Source organism: Phycisphaerae bacterium, assembly GCA_019636475.1.
Classification (GTDB): Bacteria; Planctomycetota; Phycisphaerae; order UBA1845; family UTPLA1; genus JADJRI01.
In genome coordinates this window covers 99,823-115,768 of record JAHBXN010000006.1, presented here as the reverse complement: position 1 = coordinate 115,768, position 15,946 = coordinate 99,823, and the positions used below count along the sequence as shown (strand labels likewise).

At 59.6% G+C, this 15,946-nt stretch carries 9 protein-coding genes; 1 reads left to right on the top strand and 8 read right to left on the bottom strand.

The genetic code is table 11. The annotated features are described in order from the left end of the window. Positions 1-8 precede the first annotated feature (8 nt). The 4 genes from KF841_11185 to KF841_11170 form a co-directional block, all read right to left on the bottom strand. On the bottom strand, positions 9-4,628 hold the full coding sequence (locus KF841_11185) for a tetratricopeptide repeat protein (protein ID MBX3395917.1): 4,620 nt from the start codon (positions 4,626-4,628) through the stop codon (positions 9-11). 70 nt (positions 4,629-4,698) lie between these two features. Continuing rightward, positions 4,699-5,439, bottom strand: a complete 741-nt coding sequence (locus KF841_11180) for a hypothetical protein (protein MBX3395916.1) — start codon at positions 5,437-5,439, stop codon at positions 4,699-4,701. Next, positions 5,436-6,422, bottom strand: a complete 987-nt coding sequence (locus KF841_11175; protein ID MBX3395915.1) for an exosortase/archaeosortase family protein — start codon at positions 6,420-6,422, stop codon at positions 5,436-5,438. Before KF841_11175 ends, KF841_11180 begins: the two co-directional genes overlap by 4 nt. Before the next feature lie 165 nt (positions 6,423-6,587). Next, positions 6,588-8,111, bottom strand: coding sequence for an SLBB domain-containing protein (locus KF841_11170; protein ID MBX3395914.1), 1,524 nt, complete (start codon positions 8,109-8,111; stop codon positions 6,588-6,590). A 649-nt stretch (positions 8,112-8,760) separates the two neighbouring features. On the opposite strand from KF841_11170, the gene KF841_11165 reads away from it, so the two are divergent. Then, on the top strand, positions 8,761-9,531 hold the full coding sequence (locus KF841_11165; protein MBX3395913.1) for an acetyltransferase: 771 nt from the start codon (positions 8,761-8,763) through the stop codon (positions 9,529-9,531). Here the strand turns inward: KF841_11165 and KF841_11160 are convergent. The 4 genes from KF841_11160 to dnaN form a co-directional block, all read right to left on the bottom strand. Further along, a complete protein-coding gene (locus tag KF841_11160; GenBank protein ID MBX3395912.1) occupies positions 9,503-11,404 on the bottom strand; it encodes a hypothetical protein in 1,902 nt (633 codons plus the stop codon). The genes KF841_11165 and KF841_11160 overlap by 29 nt on opposite strands. 29 nt (positions 11,405-11,433) lie before the next feature. Beyond that, positions 11,434-14,022, bottom strand: a complete 2,589-nt coding sequence (gene gyrB, locus KF841_11155; GenBank protein ID MBX3395911.1) for a DNA topoisomerase (ATP-hydrolyzing) subunit B — start codon at positions 14,020-14,022, stop codon at positions 11,434-11,436. A 71-nt stretch (positions 14,023-14,093) separates the two neighbouring features. Beyond that, positions 14,094-14,546: a DUF721 domain-containing protein gene (locus KF841_11150; GenBank protein MBX3395910.1), complete on the bottom strand. Its 453-nt coding sequence runs from the start codon at positions 14,544-14,546 to the stop codon at positions 14,094-14,096. Positions 14,547-14,561: 15 nt separating this feature from the next. Continuing rightward, positions 14,562-15,656, bottom strand: coding sequence for a DNA polymerase III subunit beta (gene dnaN, locus KF841_11145; protein ID MBX3395909.1), 1,095 nt, complete (start codon positions 15,654-15,656; stop codon positions 14,562-14,564). Positions 15,657-15,946: the final 290 nt, after the last annotated feature.

The following is a 15,946-nucleotide window of genomic DNA, read 5'->3' as shown; positions in this document are numbered from 1 at the left end:
CCATGAAACTAGTTACGGCCGCCGGGCTGGCCAAGCTCCTCCAGCGCCTTTTTGATGTTCTTCGGCAAATCACCCTTGCGGCCTTGGGTCTCACACAATCGCTCCGCCACTTCGAGCATCGCTTGCGCCTCTTCCGGCTTTCCTTGCTTGCGATACAGAAGGCCCATGTGATAGCGAATATCGATGTTTTTCATCGACTCAGGAACGCGATCACCCTCGATTTCAATCGCCCGAAGCAGGGTGCCGGCCGCCTCACCGTATCTTTCGTTCAGGAACAGAATCCAGCCGTAAGTGTCCAGAACGTTCGTGTCGTTCGGCTGTAATTGCGCGGCCCTCTTCGCGTGCGGCAGCGCCTCTTTGGGCATATTCAGCTGTTCACCCAGCAAATACGCCAGATTATTCAATGCCAGCGGCTGGTCGGGATTCAGCTTCAGGATGGTTTCATACTCGTCGCGGGCCTCGGTCAGTCTCTTTTCGGCCGACAACAGCATCCCCTTGGCCAGATGCGCAAAAATGAGGTCCGCGTCGCCGGTGGCCAGGTCCCGAATCCGATCGCAAATCTCAATCGCCTCGGCGCCGCGATCGTTATATTTCAGCAGATGGACCAGCGCTTGCAGCTTGCCCACGTTGCGCGGGTCCGCATCGCTCTGCTCTTTCGCGCGCTCCAACGCAACCGCAGGCCCCAACGTCACCACGATATCGTTGATCACCCGCGCATAAAGCTGGAAGTTCCCCTGGGTCGCCGCCAACGCGCGATCAAACGCCTCATAACACTTCTCATTCACCCGCATCTGAGCATACGCCCACGCCAGGGTCGACAGCGCCTCGGGCATTCGGTCCAGCAATGTCGAAGACATCCGCTCGGTTGCCGCATGAACGATCTTCTGAGGCCGATTCGCCAGCCGATAGGCATTGAAGAGGTCGCGCACAGACTGCGCCTGATAATTCGAGACCTCCGCCGCCTTCTCATAGCCCGCGATCGCCTTGTCCCAGTCCTGGGCCAGCTCGCCCATTCGACCCAGCATCGAAGGCCACTTCGGCTCCCGGGGAAACCGAACCTGCAATCGGTAGATCAGGTTCTCCGCATCGGCGAACCGCGGCGGCCGGACGCGCGTGTACGCATCGATCAGCGATTCGGCCACCAGAGATTGATCGGGATTGGCCTCAAGGATGAGCTGCAACTCGCTGATGGCCTCGTCACCGCGCCCCGCTTCAATCAATGCATCCGACAGCGCGACACGGTGCTGATAGTTAAATCCGTCCGGCCGGAGCGCCTTGGCCTTGCGCAAATCTTCAATCGCCATCTGCCAGCGGCCCAACAGCACATAAAGCGAGCCGCGCTGCCACAATGCAACCGCATTGTCCGGATCCTTGGCCAGATGGGCGTCGAGCGCCGCCTTGGCCTTGTCGATGTCCCCGCCGACGCGGTGGTACGCCCCATCGAGGATCATGCCCTGCGAATCATCCGGATATTTCGCGAGATAATCGTCGATCATCGTACGGGCACGATCCAGATCGCCCGTTGTCAGGAAGATCGCAATCAACCGCGCCTTGAAATCCCGAAGCTGGTCCGGATTGTCCGCCGCCAGCGTCACGAGCTTTTCGTACTGTTCGGCCGCCTCACGGTGTTTTCCGGTGCGGGAATAAAAATCGGCAACGACGCTGAGGATCGGAATCGACGGATCAAGAAACGCCGCCTGCCGGTAATGGCGATCAGCCGTGGCTAGCACGCCCTGCTTCTCATAAAAGCCGCCCATCGCGACCGCGATTCGCGCCCGTTTCGCGCCATCCGGCTCCGAATCAAAAAGACCCTTCAGCAGCTTCTCGCCCTCAGCTGGCTGGTTGACCTCCGGCGAACCGTAGAAGTTCGCGAGTTCGACGGCGATGCGAATGTCGTTTTGGGACGCCGCCAGCGCTTTGCGATACGCGTCAGCCGCTTTCTCAATCGCGCCGACCTTGGGATCTCCATAGAGCCGAGCCAACACCACCCAGTTCTCGACATCGTCCGGCTTCTCTTTCGCGGCAAGCTCGCGCGATTCGATTCCCGAACGCGGATCGTCGCGCTCCGCGTAGTATCGCTGGCGGTCGCGAAGCCATTTGTCGTCATCGATGCTTCGTGATGCGTCCGCCAGATACCGGCGCTCCGCAACCTCGTCGCCCTGCGACTGCGCGATTCGGGCGAGGAACAAACTGGCATAGCCGTTGGCCGGATTGATCTGGAGCGCCCGCTGAAGCGTCGCCTTCGCATCATCCACCCGTCCGGCATCCAGATACGCGCCGGCCAGGAAGGTCCAGCCCTGCGAATAGTTGGGATACGCGTCGAGCCCCGAACGAATCAGGTCGATCGCCTGATTGTTGAAACTCGTAAACTCCGCCTTGTTTCCCTCATCACGGAAGACGGCGGCGCGGGCCAGTGCCAGACGCCCTTCAGCAATCTTGCCCATGGTCCCGTCGATGTTCAATTCGCCCGACTTTCGGGCATATTTCGCCGCCTTGTCCCAGTCCTTCTGGCGAAGCGCGAACGTGAATTGCGCTTCAATCACCTTGGGATCGTTTGGCTTCAGGCGCTCGGCCTTGTCGAGATTCTCCGTCGCCTTGTCGAGCTGTCCGCGACGCTCATAAAAACCCACCAACGCCGACAGCCGGGTGAACTCGTCCGGCTCCTCGTTGATGAAATCGAGAATCTGCTGGTCCCGCGCCTCGTCGGGCAGGTCGTCATGCAGCGCGATTCGGAACTGCTTGAAGCGCCGATTCTCCGGAAATTTTGCGATCAGATCGTCGATCATCCGCCGGGCTTCCGGCCGCCGGCCGGACTCTTCATACAGCTGAAGCATTGCCCGCACCGCCGTCTCCTGTCCCGGATTCGACGCCAGCACGCCGAGAAGTTTCTGTTCGGCCTCGGAGTATTTGCCCTCCCAGGTCAGAATCTGCGCCGACCGCACGGCGTCATCGGGCGATCCCTCACCCAGCTTGCGGCTCGCCTCCTCCGCCAGATTAAACTGCTTCAACTGTCGGAGCGCCTCGATCTGAAGGCTGATGGCCGTTCGATCCTGTTCCAGAATCGCCCGAAGCTCCGCCGGTTCGCTCGGCTTGAGATAGGCCAGCGCTTCCGCGGCCTGGTTCAAATTGAGAAGCACTCGCGCCATGCCGATGTAAAGCGACGGATCATTGGCATCAAGCGCCAGCATCTTCCGAATCATCTCGCGCGCCGTGCCCCACTGGCTCTGGCGGGTATAAAGCTCCGCGCACAGCCTGAGCACCTGAAGATTGGACGAGCCTTCCTTCAGCGCGTAGGCCGCCTCGGCTTCGCGCGTCGCCGCGACGATGTCGCCTCGCGCCGCGTACAACTGCGCCGTGGTGTAACGAACGGGCATCGACGTCGGATCCGCCTCTGACTTCAAACGCTCGATCTTCCGCTCGGCCGATGCAAGGAACTTCTCACGCTCGGCGTCGGTCGCCGCCTCCCGCGCGCGCCCGATGTCCAGCATCGCCAGCTCTTCGAGAAACTGAATTCTCGCCCGCGCATTCACTAGCTTTCGAAAGTGCTTGCTGGCCTCGATCTTCGTCAACCCTTCCTCAAAGAGGCCCTCTAGCTCCAGCAGATACTGAGCCCGCTTGGCCGCATCGGTCGTCTCTCCCGCGAGCATCCGATAGGTATTGTTCAGCGCGAAATACGGTTCAATGTCCTTGGGATCCGCCTCGTGGGCCGACTTCAGCACCGACAGCGCCTCTTCGAGGTTTCGATTCGTCTTGAATCGGGAGGCGCCCGCCAGCATGCGGCCCAGCATCAATCTGGCGCGATTGCGCGTCGTTTCCTTCGCCGCCAGTTCCCGCAGCAGCCGCTCGCCTTCGGCGATTTCGCCATCCATCAACAGGCAGCGCGCACGCAGTTCGTCCAGCTCCGCAAGCCGTTCCGTGTCGCCCGACGCCTTCACCTTCTCCATCGCGGCCACGATCAGTCCCGTCCGACCGGCACGCGTCGCCCGCGCTTCTTCGAACTGTCGATCCGCCTCGCGCTCCATCGCCGTTCGCGACATCTGGTCCGCAAGCAGTGTCAGGGCTTCGACATTCGTCGGATCCAGCTCCAGCGCCCGCTTCAGATGCGCTTCACCCTTGCTGTCAAAGGAGGCGTCTTCCTTCCGAAGCTCCAGATACGCGCGTCCCAGCACGAGGTGAACCCGCGCCGATCCGGAAAACTCTTCAAGATCCAGCATCGCCTTCGCGCACTCAACCACTTTGTACCATTGGTTGGCCGTGCCGATGTACGGCGCGATCTCGAATTCAATCTCCAGCTCGGTTTCAAGCGCCGCCTTGTGTCGCCCGTCACGCGTCTTTGCCAGTTGAATCAGCGGCCGGGCCTTGCCGATTTCGCCCAGTTCAATAATGCACTTGGCGGCTTTCACGAGATAATCGGGGCTCTGCGCCGGATCCTTCGCATAAGCCCGGCTGAAGGACTGCGCGGCCTTCTGATACTCGCCTTGCGCCATGAACCTGTCGCCGTCGGCGGCATACTTCGAAGGATCCTGATCGGGCAGATTGTTCAAAAGAACGATGCCTGTCACCGTCATGAGGACCATTGCCGATGCAACCAGCAACCCAACCAGTTTCTTGTTCAGCTTCTGAGCCATGAATCTCGCCCTGAGGGTTTTTTCTTTCCCTGTCACGCGCAACCGGATCGAACTCCGCGGCGCGCCGCAATCACGGCGCCGGCAACATGCCGCCCCGCTCCGATCCCTTCGGAGGCCAATGAGCCTTCACCAGTTCCGGAAGTACCTTGTCAAACAACTGACGCGCCTTCTCATCCAGCTCCGGTTCGTTTTTCGGCAGCGTCTGATCAAACGCGATCTCTACCTTGGAATAGTACAAATGCGTGTCGAACGGATTCGCCATGTGCGTGCGCACCGTTGTTCGATCTGAACAGAATTCACCGTTGACGCAGATAGTGTAATACACATAACTCTTCTTGACCATTTCGCCGGCCCGATAGAACGCCAGCCTCCGAACGGCCACATCCGCGCCCAGCGACACACAATGAAACATCATGGACGTGTCGCCCGCCGCCGTGAAATTCCCCGACTGAAAGTAGCACTCTTCCGGAACGTGCGGAACCTGGTCCTGCACATTCGTGTAATAGGTGATGCTTAGCGTGACGTCCTGATTCGATCGACTGCGGACGCCCGGCTCGCGCAGAATCCAGTTCAGATACTCCGTCGTACCCAGCTCCTGAATCAGCTCCGGAGACAAAGGCGCCATCTCCACCACGCCGTAAGGCGCCAGCGCCGACCGGTTCATGTCGCTCAGCGGCTTCAGGATCGACAACGGCTTCTTGATGATGTAGAGCCAGCCGCGCGATTTCGCCGCCTGAATGCTCACCGTCGCGGCCAGCAGCACCGAAAAACCCAGCACGAAATGAAAATTCGATTTCGACGAACGACTCATTCCCCGCCTCCGGCCGCCACGACGGAGGCGTCGTCATCGCCCGCATCATCCACGAAGAGATGATCCAGCAGCCAGATGATGCCCAGATATATCGCAAATCCCAGTGCGAACATGATCAACCCGAGCACGGTATGCGGCGTTCCAGTCGCCAGGTTGCCGTGGTCATACATCTGCAGACTGCCCGTGATGATCACGCGGGCCACATTGCAGAACAGTGCCACAGGTATGACGCTTACGCCCAGCGCGATCCGATGCCAGGCCGGACGCGGAGACATGTAAGCCATTGCAAGCCCGATCGCCACGAACGCCATCAGCGAACGCATCCCGCTGCACGCACCCGCAACGGTAAACGAACCTTCCCGCCCGCTGTCCATGTAATAGGCCAGATTGAATCCGGCCCGCTGAACCTCATAGACTCCGGGAAGCATCGACAGAACATGCTTCGCCACCAGCGCCGCCAGTTGCTGAAGTGGCTGGGTCAATTCGCGATAAAGCCGATCGGGAGGCGGAATCGCAAGAAAAAGGAAAGCGAGCGGAAACCAGACGATCCGCAGCGCATGGAACCCGCGCAGAAGCCAGACCAGCCCGCCCAGCACAAACACGATCGACAACGGCTGCGGATACCCCACCTTGGCATACACCGCCGCGACATAGACCGCCAGCGAGATCACGATCATCAGCAGACCGAGCAGCGACCCTTCATGACGATCATCCATCAGCCGCTTGCGGTTCTGATGAATCAGGTAAATGCTGAAGAACGGAACCAAATAACCATGTGACCAGTCCGGCTGTTTCCAGATCTGGGACATCCGCTTGATGTGATCGAAGTAAAACCACCCTAGAACAGCCGCCAAAGAGAGGATTTTGAACACGCCCCAGGCGCCGAGATACGACCACCAGCCCATCTGATTCGGGCGCGCCGCGCTCGAGCCCTCCATCGCGGTGGACGACCGGCTGATCTCGGATGCAGGAGTCCCGCTCATGACCGGCTCAGATTCAACGGAGCAACCATCGTTTCCCATCGTCCACGTTCCATGCGCTCGACGGCAAAACCGATGACTCCGTTCATCTTGCCGAAATTTCTCACCGCAACCCGCCCATTGTCCCCTGGCGCGCTGCAATCCTATGAATACGCAGTGAAAACAGAACTAGAACGGCAATCCGCGCTGCTGCGCCTCCAACCGCCGACGCTGCTTCACCTGCTCCTGTGCGAAAAATGAATCGCTGTCCGCAAAATTGCGGTCGTATACAAATCCGAACCCGTAGCTGAATCGAAAAGCGTTCCGAACCACCGCAAGGAATATCATCACCGGCGACGATCCAACGTTTACGATGTCGTTCGGCCGCAGATAGAAATCCGGTGCCGTACCCGCGAAGATCGCGTCCAGATCAATCTGGATAAACTGCTCCTCATCCTTGCCGACACGCCGAATCAGATCCGCCCGCGACGGAAGTGCCAACGGTCCGAATCCCCCGGCCGAAGCAATCGCCTGCTTCACCGTAATCCGACGGCCCGTTAACTGGTACGCCCCCGGCCGCGACACATTCCCGTACATGTAGAATTCGCCGACGTCGCCGACGGGCACGTCGATCAAATCCGACGGGCGAATCACCACATTGTACCGGGGATCACCTTCTCTCAAAGCCTTCGCGGGAATCTCCAGAATCCGCACACTCGGAATCAACGATTCCTCTGTTTCCGGAAACATCTCGCCGTCGCCCGCAACGGCCGTCGTCGGCATTGACGCAGGCTGATCAGACGTGAATTCACCCTCATCCGCGTGCTCACCACGCATCATGTCGCCCGGCTCACCCGTCATCGTCGTAACCGGCTTCACCCCGCCAACCTCCCATTCGCCGGTCTCGGGATTGTAAATCGGTGTTGGCGGATCCGAATTGGGCTTCGGCCCCCCTTCCAGTATTTCCAGCTCGTCCACCGCCTGGCCCTCGCCCGCCGCGCGAGTGGTCGTGGCCGGAGCCGTCGTCGCGCCCGCCACGCCCTGAGGTGAAACATCCGACATGGTGAAAACAGGGGAATCGGATAACGTCGAGTTCATCGGCCGCACACCACCCGGCATGGAAGTCGGGGGGGGCGAAGGAAAATCCATTCCGCGGTTGGCCGCGCCGTTGCGGATCACGATCACGGTCTGCGCCTGCGGAGGCAACCCACCTGCCGCGGCAAGTGCATTCAGCAATTTCAGATTCGGACGCGTCAATGGATAGTTGCCAGGCTGAACCACGCCGCCCACCACCGAATACTGCTGCGACTCCGACCGCAGCACCGTGACCTGCACGTCGGCGTTTTCCAGAATGCCCGCCTCACGCAATTGATCCTTGATGGATAATTCCAGCTCGCGCGGGCGCATTCCCGCAACCCGCACCGGTCCAACCACCGGAAACGTCTCATACCCCGAGGCCCGAACCTGGAATTGCAACTCCGACGTGATGCTCGGCGCAAGCAGTTCAAAGACAGTCACCCGCAGAAAGTCGCCCGGACCGATCGGCAGTTCCTCATAGGTGACCGCGACATCCTCTTCGGTCGGCTCCTCGGCATCCTGAATGCCCATCGGCTCGTCCAGCACACTGACGGAATCGCGAATCTCCAGTCGAACCGGCTTTTCAAAATTGCCCGACTGCGATGGATCCAGCAATCCGTTCTTCAACCATGACATACTCGGAAATTGCTGACTACATGCAGAGACAAGGCCGATCGCGGTCACCGCGCTCAGCCATCCTGTGGCCCGGCCAATTCGAACAATTCGTCGGAACTCGGAATTTCGGGGCGTACGCTTCACGTCAAGAGCTCCTCTGGCATGTAAAGCCCAATAACACGCATCTTCCAGATCGCTCTTATCGACACCTCCGAATCCAGATCACACCGTTTTTCGCCGCCGAAACAATCATTTTACTCGCAAATCCGAAATCGCAGACTTCGCCGCCCGCAGCGCAATGACGGCCGAATCATCCGATAACCACGCACGCCTCCGTCGTTCCGATGCTGCTCGCAGCTACCTTCGATCTCCCGCAGCGCTGTCGCGCGCCGCAAGCCGTCCCGCCTGTCCGACTGAACGCGCGATTTTTGCGCGGAGACCCCCGCTCAATTTACGCTCGCCCCGCCCTGCGGTTCGCTTAATCTAGATTAACGATGCGCCGCACTTCAACCACACCCCGGACAGTCCGCCGTCTTCCCCCGGCGGCCGCTGCGATTCTTTCAACGAACTCACCGGCCCATCCGATACCCATATTGAACGAGGCCCGCCGGTCCTCTCGATTGTCCGCGCGATTCCAATTCCCGCGCCACTTCGTTACGGAGATTGAATTATGGAAACGATCATCCTGGGCGCCGGCGGACACGGGAGAGTCGTCCTCGATATTCTCCTCGCTGGAAAGAAGTACAAACCCGTCGGTTTCCTCGACAACAACGCCGCCCTCCACGGCCGGCGCGTCGATGGCCTGCCTGTTCTCGGATCGATCAATCAACTGGCAGCCATCCGGGACCAAGGCGTCTCCAAGGCCGTCATCGCCATCGGTGACAACGGCGTGCGACGCGGCCTTGCGCTGCAGGTTCAACATGCGGGACTTGAAATCGTCAGCGCCATCCACCCGTCAGCCAACATCGCCGCCGGTGCCTCGATCGGACAGGGAGTGGTAATCGCGGCCGGCGCGATTGTTTGCGCGCATTGCCAGATCGGCGACTACGTAATTCTCAACACCGGCAGCATCGTCGATCACGAATCCATGATCGGCACTTCCGTCCATATTTGCCCGGGCGTGAAGCTTGCCGGACATGTCGCCGTCGAAAGCGGAGCGTTCATCGGCATCGGAGCGACCGTCATACAGGGCGTCCGAGTCGGATTCGACGCAGTCGTCGGCGCCGGGGCCGTCGTAATTCGAGACGTCGATCCGATGACATCCGTCGTCGGAGTCCCGGCCCATATCATCAAATCCGCGCCGTCCAGCTCACAATTCGCATCACTGCTCATGCCCGCGGCCGGCGGCGACCGCGCGGACTATCGAGATCCCATGGCGGTCCCGCCTCCGACCCCACGCCGACGCGCACCGCTCAAAACGACAAATGCTGGCGCCCGATGACCTCCGGAGATTGAGCGGTTGACGGCGGCGGAGTCCACCGCGAAGGCTCCCCGAAATGGCCGCATTCGAAGAAGTGATACGTCTCATCCTCCAATGGCCGATCGAACTCGATCTCTATTTCGACGATGCCGCCCGATTCGTCAGCCCGTGTGATACGCGCGGTGTAAGCGTCCGTTCGAAATATCTCACCCACGCTCCGTCGCTTTTCTCGGCTCTGACTCATCGCCCCCAGAAATCCGGTGAAGAAGCGTGACCCGACCGCCTGTAGCCGAAGCGTGCGGTCGTCCAGCCGTGTAACGACCGGATGATCCGTGTCCGTCAGAAACGATACCCGGACATCTCGCCGGCCGATCAGTGAATTCAGATGCGCCTGCGCGAAGAGTACATTCGAATCGAGCGTCGAATTAAGCAGGAAAATATGATCGCCGGCCCGCGGCTCGCGTCCGATCCGCTCATACGCCAGCCGCATCGATCGATCTCCCTCCCGCTCCAGAACCCGCATGATCTGGCACCCGATGATCACACAGGTCGTGTGCGCCAGAAGGAACCACATCAGCGGCAAACCGCTCAATCGCACGTCACCGCGAACGCGAGTGACCCACGCCCCCGCAAGAAACGCTAGCCCGATGCTCGGCAGCATCAGAATTCGATCGTCCGGCACCGTACACGCCAGCAGCGGCATGAACATCACAATCCAGATCGACATCGCCACGATGCCCGGGCGCGATCCATGCCAATGATATGTCACCCATGACAGACCCGCCACCGTGACCGCGCCCACGGCGCAGTAAAACACCAGCAGGAACATCGGCTGCTCCCGCAGATAAAACAGAAACGGATTCACCGGTATCACCATGCCCGTCAGTAGCACAACCACCCGCAACGGAAGCTCCGCAAGATATCCGAGCGGGTCCGTCCCCGGATTCAGCATCGGCAGCGCGTTCGATCCATAGCCGCCGCGAAGATAGTAGATCAGCCACACACACCCGATCAGCGTCCATACGGCCGACAGCCTACGTGCCCGCGCCCGGCGCCGACGAAGCTCCGCCGAGGCCGCCTCGGACAAACCGGCGCGCCCCGTCCGCGATCGTGACCATTCAAACAACGCAGGACCCACCGCAGCGGGAAGGCAGGCCTCCTTCGTCCCCAGGGCAAGAACGTAACAAGCCGTCCCCACGACCGCCCACCACCAGGTCCCATCTCCCGTAAAACGCATCGCCACGAGCAGCCCAGCGGCCACAAACACCAATGACAGCGGGTCGCCCTGTGCGGAAATGAAAACCACGGGAATCAGATGCGAAGCCATCAATGCGAAGACCAGCGCACCCCAGCGTGCCAGGCGTTCGTCATCCGCCAACGCCTGAAACAACCGGTATACCAGCACAACCCCCGCCGCATACAACGCCAGGTTTATCAATCGATACCCCAGCGGCTCCCGGCCAAACAACATGAACTGGCCATACATCAGGCGCTCCGCAACCGGACGCCAATGCCGATAGCGAAGGTCGTCACCCAGCCACCACGGATAATCCCCGTCCATCCGCGCGGCCGCGTTCGTCCGCTCTCCATCGAGAAATTCGTAAATCGGCGCCCAAGCTATCCTCCCGGCCCGATAGTCCTCAAAAATCTGAAAATGACGATGATCATCCAGCACCAGCCCCCATGGCAAAGTTCGGCCATAAAGCAGAAGAACCAGCCCCACGAGCACCCACGCCGGTCGACGACTTGATTCGTACCAGAGTGCGATTCGACGCCGTCGCACAACGCGCGAACCGTCCGCACTTCGGGGCAATCGATTCTTGACGATGGTCGGGGCTTCGTTGATCACCGGCGGAAAGTATGGATGGGAATTCGTCCCGCGCGAAGCGGACAAGCCGAAATGATCACGCCGCGGGGTCGTGATCAGATATCTAGATCTTTGACATGAATGGCGTTGTTCTCGATGAACTCCCGCCGAACCTCGACGTTCTCACCCATGAGAATTGAAAATATCCGGTCGGCCGCCCGTGTGTCGATCTCGAGCTGCTCGGCGTCCTGATCCTCCTCGGACACCGCAACCTGAAGCAGCTTGCGGCGCTGCGGATCGAGCGTCGTTTCCCAGAGCTCGCCCGGATTCATCTCGCCAAGACCTTTGAAACGCTTCACCGTCGTGCCGCGCTGGCCCAACGACCGAACACCAGACGGTACCCGGGCGAGGCTTTCCAGCTCCACGTGCTCCCCACTCTCCGGCACCAGCGCATACTTCGCCGGCGTCAGTTCACCCGTGACAAGCTCCTCGCGCTGCATGAAGTAATCGTCGATCGAAATGCCAAACTCCATGAGTTGCCGAATCGCACGCTCCAGATCACGCGACTCGCTCAGCTCATATCGGATCAGCACTTTCCCGCCGCTCTCATCCTCCGTCTGGGACGGAAGGCTTACGCCGCCGTCGACCACCTCGACGTTGCCATGCTTCTCCTGCATCTCGCGGCGGAACTGGTTGAACGCGTCTTCATCCGAGAAGTAGTGGTCTTCATTGTCGAGCACCGCCCGAACCCGCGGAAGCATCATGTTTCCACCGGACAGATGCCGCGCGATCAGGCTCCGAAGCTCAATGCCGCGACGCTGCATGATCCGCTGCACCAGGGAGATGGTGTCAACAATCGAAACCAATCGACGCAGATTCTCACCCTCGATCGATCGTTCGTCCGGCGGAACGGACGGATCTTCGCCAAAGGTCCGCACCGATAGCCGCGTGCCGGCCAATCCCCAGTCCGTCAGCTTGCCGTCCATGACCGAGTCATTCAACACAAACTCCGCCGATTTGCCGCGCTTCAGCAGATACAACGGCGGCTGGGCGATATACACCCGCCCCGAGTCGATCAGTCCGCGCATGTGCCGGAAGAAAAACGTCAGCAACAACGTGCGAATATGACTCCCATCAACGTCAGCATCGGTCATGATGATGATCTTGCCGTACCGCGCCTTCGTGATGTCAAAATCCTCCGACCCCGGTACGCCGCAACCCACCGCGCGAATGATGGTCTTAATTTCCTCGTGCGAGAGAATCTTGTCCATCCGCGCTTTTTCGACGTTCAGAATCTTGCCTTTGAGCGGAAGAATCGCCTGGGTCACGGCATCGCGGCCCTGCTTGGCAGACCCGCCCGCCGAATCACCCTCGACCAGGAACAGCTCGGACTCATCCGCATTCTTGCTGCGACAATCCCACAACTTGCCGGGCAGATCGCCGCTCGAAAGCGCCGTCTTGCGAGTCGCTTCACGCGCCTTCCGCGCGGCCTCCCGCGCGACCGCCGCCTGAATGCCCTTGGCGACAACTTTCTTCGCCTCCGCGGGATTCTCTTCCAGCCAGTTGCCCAGTTGCTCGTTGACCGTCTGTTGAACAAACGATTCAACATCCGCGTTCATCAGACGATCCTTCGTCTGACCCTGAAAATCCGGCTCGGGAACCTTTACCGAAACGATCGCCGTCAATCCTTCGCGCCAATCCTCGCCCTTGATGGCCAGATCGTTCTTGATCAGGTTGTTCTTCCGGCCGAACGCATTCAAGGTGCGAGTCAACGCGGCCTGAAAGCCCGATAGATGGGTGCCGCCGTCGCGATTCTTGATGTTGTTGGCAAAAGCCAGCAGGCTTTCGTTGTATGAATCGTTCCACTGGAAGGCGACCTTGCAGCCCAGTCGCGATTCATCGTCGAACGCGTTCAACACCCGCGCTGGATGCAGCACATTCTTGCCTTCGTTCATGTACTCAACGAATGCGCGCAGACCATCGCTGTAGTGAAATTCTTCCCGCTTGTCGCAGCGCTCATCGATGAACTGAATCCGAAGACCTTCGTTCAGATAGGCCAGTTCGCGAAGCCGCGTCGTCAGCGTTTCCGTACGGAACTTCGTGTCTGGGAAAATCTGCGGGTCCGGCTGAAACTCGACGCGCGTGCCTGTCTTGTTGGTGTCACCGATGCACTCAAGCTCCCGGGTGACTTTGCCGCGTGAGAACCGCATCGTGTGAACCTTGCCGCCGCGATTCACCTCGATGACCAGCCATTCCGACAGCGCATTGACCACGCTCACGCCGACGCCGTGCAGACCTCCGCTGACCGAGTACGACTTCCGGTCAAACTTCCCGCCCGCGTGAAGGACCGTCAGTGCAATCTCAAGGGCGCTCTTACCATCCAGCATCGGATTGTCGGGAAACGACTTCGTCTCAACTGGAATGCCCCGCCCATCGTCAATCACCGTGCAGCTTCCGTCCGCCGATATCTTGACGATGATGTTCCGGCAATAACCCCCCAGCGCCTCGTCGACCGAATTATCAACCACCTCCCAGACGAGATGGTGCAGCCCGTGGAGCTGCGTGTCGCCGATGTACATCGACGGCCGCTTGCGAACAGCCTCCATGCCCTCGAGCACGCGAATCGAATCCGCCCCGTACGTATCCTCGCCGACGGCAGGGATCGGGATGCTCGGTTCCGGAACGTTCTCTATTGAATCAGACATGCTGATGGATGGCCTTACGGATTCACTCGTCGTCGAATCATTCATGCTTCGCCGCAAACTTTCCGTGATCGCTAAACCGACCGACTCACACGGCCGACCCGATACTCGACGCGCTCAATCGCCACCACGCCGACCATCTCTGCCTGTGCCGACTTCAGAAACATCGCCTCAACGTGCCGCCTCAGCGCAAATGCGGTCGGCTTTCCGTCGACCACCACGCGAAGCGCCCCGCGCCGCAAACTCTCCACGCGGCATCGATCCCGATACTCAACCGGCAAAAGCCGGGTCCATAGGCCGATCGCCCGCGACAACCCGGACGCCAGCGATGCCGATTCCGACTTCAACCACGGACCAATCAACTCACCCAGGGATACCGCCTTGCGAGCCGAACGCCGCCGGCCTTCATTGTAGCGCCGCCAGAACAACTCCCGCTCCGCGGGCGAAGCCGCCAGAAGCCCTTCGCGTCGCAGGATGTATTCGCGGTGTGAGGTTCGACGGCCAGTTTGTTCAGGTGTGAATGCCAAAAAAACCATCCATGGCTACGAAAGATTGACCGGCATCACGACATACTGAAATTCCTTGCCGCTCTTGATCAGCCCCGGCCGCGTGCCGTCCTTGAGATCGATCGACAACTCATCGTCGCAGACCTTCAAGGCGTCGACAAGAAATTCCGGGTTAAAACCGATCCGAATCTCCGGCCCCTTGTAATCCACCTCGACCTTGATATTCGCTTCGCCCTGCTCAGCCGAACGCGACGTCAGCTCCAGCATCCCCTTCTCGGCCTTCAGCAGCACGCCTTTGGATTCGGGGCTGGACAACAGCGCCGCCCGCCGCACTGCACTCAAAAAAATCGAGGAATTCAGTGACATCGTCTTGTCATTGTCCCGGGGTATGACATCTTCCCATCGCGGAAAATTGCCCTCCACCAGCACGCTGCTGATCGTCGCCTTCGGCGATCGAATCGCGATCTGATTCGCCGTCACGCGAATATCGACCGACTCGTCAGCATCAAAGTGCAGCCGCTGAATCAGATTCAGTGTCTTCGTCGGAACAATCACATTCACGTCGGCGTCCGTCCCAGATTGAATCGGCGCTCCGCTCATCGCAAGCCGCCGCCCGTCCGTGGACACCAGGCGAAGCTGCTTGCCCTTCTTCTGCCACAACACGCCATTAATCGCATATCGCGTGCTCTCACGCGCCGCCGCGAAAAGCGTCTTCTCAATGGCAAACTTCAAATCACCGATGCGCAATGTCAGATTCGCTTCGCCTTCCATGCCGGGAACCGGCGGAAATTCCCGAACGTTCTGCCCGTTCACCCGAAAATGACTGTCGCGCCCCCGAATACTCAGAATGTCGTCGTCGGTCTCGAACGTCATCGTCTCGTCCGAAGACTCGCGAACGATCGCCATCAGCCGATCACACTTCACCAGCGTCTCGCCGGGTTTCGACACATCAACCTGCGTCACGCGATACTGAATCCCCAGCTCCTGGTCATATGCCGTCAACAGCAGACTGTCTTTCTCAGCCGTCAATCGAACGCACTCCAGAATCGGACGCGGCGTACGCGTCATCGCAACGCTCGAAACAGCGCCAAGGGCTTCCTGTAGTGCCAAACGCTCACAAATGAATTTCATCTTCGATTCCCACAGGGTCGGCCGATCCGCGGTCCCGGAGGCACTGACCCGCCAACAATTGCCATGCCGATCGAATGCAGCGATCCCGCGACCCACCGCCATCTCAACGATCATCGATCATACGAATCAGTCGCCGCCGAGCAAGGACAGATTCCCAAACTCACTCGGCTCACATTGAGGAAACTCAAACACTTATAAAGAGGAAAAACTTATATTGAATGAACCGTTGTAGTCTCTCTTAGAACCTGTCAAATTCGACGCTTCTTTGAGGCCGAAGTCGCAACCTCAAG